This is a genomic window from Pseudomonas sp. NPDC089569 (genome assembly GCF_050280625.1).
Taxonomy (GTDB): domain Bacteria; phylum Pseudomonadota; class Gammaproteobacteria; order Pseudomonadales; family Pseudomonadaceae; genus Aquipseudomonas.
The window spans coordinates 1-5,390 of sequence record NZ_JBNNVQ010000179.1; the positions used below are offsets into that span (position 1 = coordinate 1).

Below are 5,390 nucleotides of genomic sequence, written 5' to 3' on the forward strand. Positions count from 1 at the left end.
TATTGGTAAAAGGGTGCGCGGCAACCCATCTCTCAACCGGCATCAGCTGTACCGGTAGGAGCGAGGCTTGCCCGCGAAGGCGTCCTGACATCCGCTGCAAGTTACCGCTCAAACAACTCCAGCTGCTTAAACCCGCCCCGCAAATCCTCCAGCCTCACCCCCACCCCCAACAGCCGTACCGGCTTGCCTCCACGGTTGAAGGCTTGGGTCAGCAATAGTTGATAACTACCCAAATCCCGCCCTGCCCCCGCCTGCTCCAGCGTGGTCTGGGTGAAGTCATGGAACTTCACTTTGACGAATGGCTTGCCGGGCCTGTAACTGCTGTCGATGCGTGCCATGCGTGTTTTCAGCGTTTCCAATAGCTCCGGCAGTTTCTCCAGACAACTCGATAGATTCGGCAGATCGGTATCGTAGGTATTTTCGACACTGATCGACTGACGACGACTGTCGTTGTGCACCTGACGATCATCAATGCCACGGGACAAACTCCAGAGCCGCTCGCCAAAACTGCCGAATTCGCGCACCAGCGCCAATTTGTCCCACTCACGCAATTGTGCGCAATCAGCGATACCAAGCTTGCCCAGCTTGTCGGCGGTGACTTTGCCGACCCCATGGAGCTTGCTGACCGGTAAGCCGCTGACAAAATCCTCCACCTGATCCGGCGTGATGACGAACAGGCCATTGGGCTTTTTCCAGTCGCTGGCGATTTTGGCGAGAAATTTGTTCGGTGCTACACCCGCCGAGACAGTGATGTGCAACTGGTTGGACACCCGCCGACGAATGTCCTGCGCAATACGCGTCGCACTCCCTGCGAAATGCACACTGTCTGACACATCGAGGTACGCCTCATCGAGGGAAAGCGGCTCAATGATGTCGGTGTAATCACGAAAGATCGTATGAATTTCCTTCGATGCTTCCCTGTACGCGTCCATGCGTGGCTTGACGATGGTCAGGTCCGGACAGAGCTTCAACGCATGCCCCGAGGACATGGCTGAACGCACACCATAAGCACGGGCTTCGTAGTTGCAGGTCGCGATCACTCCACGCCGATCCGCCGCCCCACCCACTGCCAGAGGCTTTCCAGCCAGGCGCGGGTCGTCACGCATCTCGATGGCGGCGTAAAAGCAGTCACAATCGATGTGGATGATTTTTCGTTGGGTCATATCAACGCGGTTGCAGAATGATGAAATGGCGCCTTGCCGTGTCGGACAGTCAGTATCTCACTGAGACCTGTATATAGCACCAGTACTCTGAATGTTCTTTTTCGACCGTAGGAAAAGTGACCTGTAAATTTGGATTCTCAATCGCCGCCTCTTCTTCAATAGAGCCAGAAGCCTTGCCCCGCCTACCTTCCAGGCAGATCGCGCGTGCCATAAACAAGCTAAGCAATTGAACCTGAAGAGTTTTTGACGAAATAACGATTGACAGCCTGTCGATCCTCTGTAGAATGCCGCCTCACAGACGCGGGATGGAGCAGCCTGGTAGCTCGTCGGGCTCATAACCCGAAGGTCGTCGGTTCAAATCCGGCTCCCGCAACCAAACGTCTGAAAAAGGCCATTCGAAAGAATGGCCTTTTTTGTGCGCGCGTGTTTTACCGATACCCTCGATCCCCTGCACCCTGGCTGGCATCAAAACTCGTTCAGTTTCCGAAGCTTATGCCAACCCTGCGACCGTTTGCCGCGTTTTAGCGTTTATTTGACCAGACCCCGGATTAACGGTTGACACCTTGGCGTATCTCTATAGAATGCCGCCTCACAGACGCGGGATGGAGCAGCCTGGTAGCTCGTCGGGCTCATAACCCGAAGGTCGTCGGTTCAAATCCGGCTCCCGCAACCAAACGTCGAAAAAGGCTACTCGAAAGAGTGGCCTTTTTTGTATCTGTTGAAAAAGTCCTTTCGCAACAATGATCTGTCACTGTGTGGTGAGCCGTCGGAGGGTCACCAATGCGCCGAGTTCAGTCTATGCTCAATCGCAGACTCAGCCCTCTACGACGACTGATTCGCGTCATCACCGCCACTCGGTGATACGCGTTAATATTTGTGATTATTTTTTTCTACAGGGATTGGTAACTTGGCTGGATACCCCCATCCTGTCGCGCACAATCCAAGAGGTGATTGATGCGCGCCAACTCGTCTGATTCACAAGACACCGTCACAGCAACACAACCGATCAAAGCCGACCGGTTGCGTCTGCTCGATCTCATCAGCAATTACCGTCAGCCCATCGGCCTGGCCATTACCTTGCTGTTGTTTGCGATCGCCCTGATTGCCTGTCGTCACCTGCTGAGCGAACTTGATCTGGACGCTCTGCACGACTCGATCCTCGAAGTCCCCAAACCGGCCTTGCTCGGTGCGCTGGGCGCGACCGTGGCAGGTTTCATCATTTTGCTGGGTTACGAATGGTCGGCCAGTCGTTACGCCGGCGCGAACCTGGCACCGCGAACACTTGCACTGGGTGGTTTCACTGCGTTCGCCATCGGCAATGCCATCGGCCTTTCGATGCTGTCGGGCGGCTCGGTTCGCTACCGTTTGTATGCACGTCACGGACTGGGTGCCACCGAAGTCGCCCGCATGACGCTGTTTGCCAGCCTCTCCCTCGGCTGCGCCTTGCCGCCGCTTGCCGCACTGGCCACCCTCAGCAACCTGCCCGGCGCTTCTACGGCGTTGGGACTGTCCGAGACCCTGCTGGGCACCCTTGCGACGGTCGTGCTGGTGATGTTTGCCGTGTTGGCCATCGGCATCTATCGTCGTCGCCTGCCGGAACAACCCTATGCGGACAATCTGCTGGTCAAGGTCGGCCGCCGCACCTTGCGCCTGCCGGGACGTCGCCTGACCTTTCTGCAACTGCTCATTACCGCACTGGATGTAGCGGCTGCCGCCACCGTGCTCTACCTGTTGCTGCCGGAGGCGCCACCCTTTGGTGCTTTCCTGCTGGTTTACCTGCTGGCGCTGGCCGCTGGCGTACTCAGCCATGTACCCGGCGGTGTCGGGGTATTTGAAGCGATTTTGCTCGCTGCCTTTTCCGACACGCTCGGTGCCGCGCCACTGGCGGCCGCCTTGCTGCTGTATCGCCTGATTTACGTTGTGCTGCCACTGCTGGTGGCCTGCCTGCTGTTGCTGATCAACGAAGGTCAGCGCCTGTTCCAGACACGCCAGACCTTGCGCGCCGCTTCCGGCCTGGCGGCACCGATCCTCTCGGTGCTGGTATTCCTCTCCGGCGTGGTGCTGCTGTTTTCCGGGGCTACCCCGGAAATCGATACTCGCCTGGAGCACATCGGCTTTCTGATTCCGCATCGCCTGGTCGACGCCTCGCACTTTGGCGCCAGCCTGGTTGGCGTGCTCTGCCTGCTGCTGGCGCAGGGCTTGCGTCGCCGGCTGTCCGCCGCATGGATGCTGACCACTGTTTTGCTGCTGGTCGGCGCCCTGCTCTCGCTGCTCAAGGGTTTCGACTGGGAAGAAGCCTGCCTGATGACCCTGACCGCGAGCCTGCTCGGGGTCTTCCGGCGCTCCTTCTACCGCCCAAGCCGTCTGACTGAAGTACCGTTCTCGCCGCTGTATCTGGTGGCCAGCCTGTGTGTCCTCGGCGCATCGATCTGGCTGCTGCTGTTTGCGTATCAGGACGTTCCGTACAGCCACCAGCTCTGGTGGCAGTTCACTCTCGACGCCGATGCTCCCCGTGGCCTGCGTTCACTGCTCGGTGCAGCGGTGCTGCTGATGGTGGTGTCGCTGACCTGGCTGTTGCGCACCGCACGCCCGGTCATCCACTTGCCGACCGCCGAGGAACTTGAGCGGGCGAGCAAAATCCTCATGGCGTCGGCACAGCCGGATGGCGGCCTGGCCCTGACCGGGGACAAGGCCCTGCTGTTTCATCCCAACGATGAAGCGTATCTGATGTACGCCCGCCGGGGGCGCAGCCTGGTAGCGCTTTACGACCCAATCGGCCCTGGCCAGCAGCGGGCGGAAATGATCTGGCAGTTCCGCGACCTGTGCGACGTTCACCACGCTCGCCCCGTGTTCTATCAAGTGCGCGCCGAAAACCTGCCCTACTACATGGACATCGGCCTGACGGCGATCAAACTCGGTGAGGAAGCTCGGGTCGATCTCAAGCGCTTTGATCTCGAAGCCAAGGGCAAGGAGATGAAAGACCTGCGCTACACCTGGAACCGTGGCACCCGTGATGGACTCTCCCTTGAGATCTTCGACGCGGGCCAGGCGCCGATGGACGAGCTCAAGGTGATTTCCGATGCCTGGCTTACCGGCAAGAACGTGCGCGAGAAAGGCTTCTCCCTCGGTCGTTTCAGCGATGATTACCTCAAGTATTTCCGCATTGCAGTCATTCGCTTCGAAGGACGCCCGGTGGCCTTCGCCAACCTGCTCGAGACCTATGGCCATGACCTGGCCAGCCTCGACCTGATGCGCGCGCATCCGGACGCCCCCAAGCTGACCATGGAGTTCATGATGGTCGGCCTGATTCAACACTATAAAAATCATGGATACGCGCGCTTCAGCCTGGGGATGGTGCCATTGTCGGGGCTTCAACCCCGGCGCGGCGCACCGCTGACCCAGCGCCTGGGCTCGATGGTTTTCCGCCGTGGTGAGCAGCTCTACAACTTCCAAGGCTTGCGCCGCTTCAAAGACAAATTCCAGCCAGACTGGGAACCTCGTTATATGGCCGTGCCTGCCGGACTCGATCCGCTGGTTGCCCTGGCCGATACTGCTGCCCTGATCGCGGGCGGCTTGACTGGATTGGTGAAACGCTGATGATTCAACGCTCCCTGAAGTACATCCTGGTCGCACTGATTGTGCTGGCCGTGATTCTCGGTGGCGGTTACTGGTACCTCAAACGCCCGGCACCGGAACCGACCCTCGAACAGCTGACCCCGGCCGACGGCGCAGCGATGACCCGTGTCATTCCCGGCACCACGCCACGCGCCCAGGTGCTGGTGGCGGTCAATGACGACCAGAAACTCAGTGACAAGCAACTGATGACCCTGAGCCGCACCGGCTCGGCGCAGATCGTGCAAGTCATTCTGCCCAAGGACTGCCTGTTGCAAAGCCGCGCCCTGCAATCGGGCCTGCGGGAACTCAAGGGACCGGCGACCCTGGTCAGCGGCATCGGCCCGGGCGCCGTGCTGGCATGGCGCTGGTTGTCGGAGCAGAAGGATGACAAGGCTCAGGCCGTCTCCGTCGACCTGGCCCTGGAAAAAGGTGGTTGCACTCACCTGCTGCCCAAGAGCGCTGCCCATGGTCACTGGCTGGTGGCGTGGAACGACAATCCGGACGACACCAGCGCGGGAAAACGTAGTGATTGGCGAGTCAACTTCATCGCCTTGGTAAGAGCGGTGAACGTATTTCAGGTTACACGTCGCGTTCTCGGGAAGACTGTCGGTC

General features: G+C 59.2%; 2 protein-coding genes, 2 tRNA genes and 1 pseudogene. 4 read left to right on the forward strand and 1 reads right to left on the reverse strand.

From position 1 onward, the window contains the following. Positions 1-101: 101 nt before the first annotated feature. The gene (gene dinB / locus ACQKP2_RS31460; protein WP_427582191.1) at positions 102-1,163 is read right to left on the reverse strand and encodes a DNA polymerase IV; all 1,062 of its coding nucleotides are present in this window, start codon (positions 1,161-1,163) and stop codon (positions 102-104) included. Between the two features lie 299 nt (positions 1,164-1,462). Here dinB and ACQKP2_RS31465 point away from each other — a divergent pair. From ACQKP2_RS31465 to ACQKP2_RS31480, 4 genes and pseudogenes are all read left to right on the forward strand, one after another. After that, positions 1,463-1,539, forward strand: a tRNA-Met gene (locus ACQKP2_RS31465). A 220-nt stretch (positions 1,540-1,759) separates the two neighbouring features. Beyond that, positions 1,760-1,836, forward strand: a tRNA-Met gene (locus tag ACQKP2_RS31470). A 281-nt stretch (positions 1,837-2,117) separates the two neighbouring features. Next, positions 2,118-4,760 carry a bifunctional lysylphosphatidylglycerol flippase/synthetase MprF gene (gene mprF / locus ACQKP2_RS31475; RefSeq protein ID WP_427582192.1) on the forward strand — a complete coding sequence of 881 codons (2,643 nt, stop codon included), beginning with the start codon at positions 2,118-2,120 and terminating at the stop codon, positions 4,758-4,760. After that, positions 4,760-5,390: pseudogene (locus ACQKP2_RS31480) on the forward strand (hypothetical protein); the annotation flags it as partial. The gene mprF and the pseudogene ACQKP2_RS31480, both read left to right, overlap by 1 nt.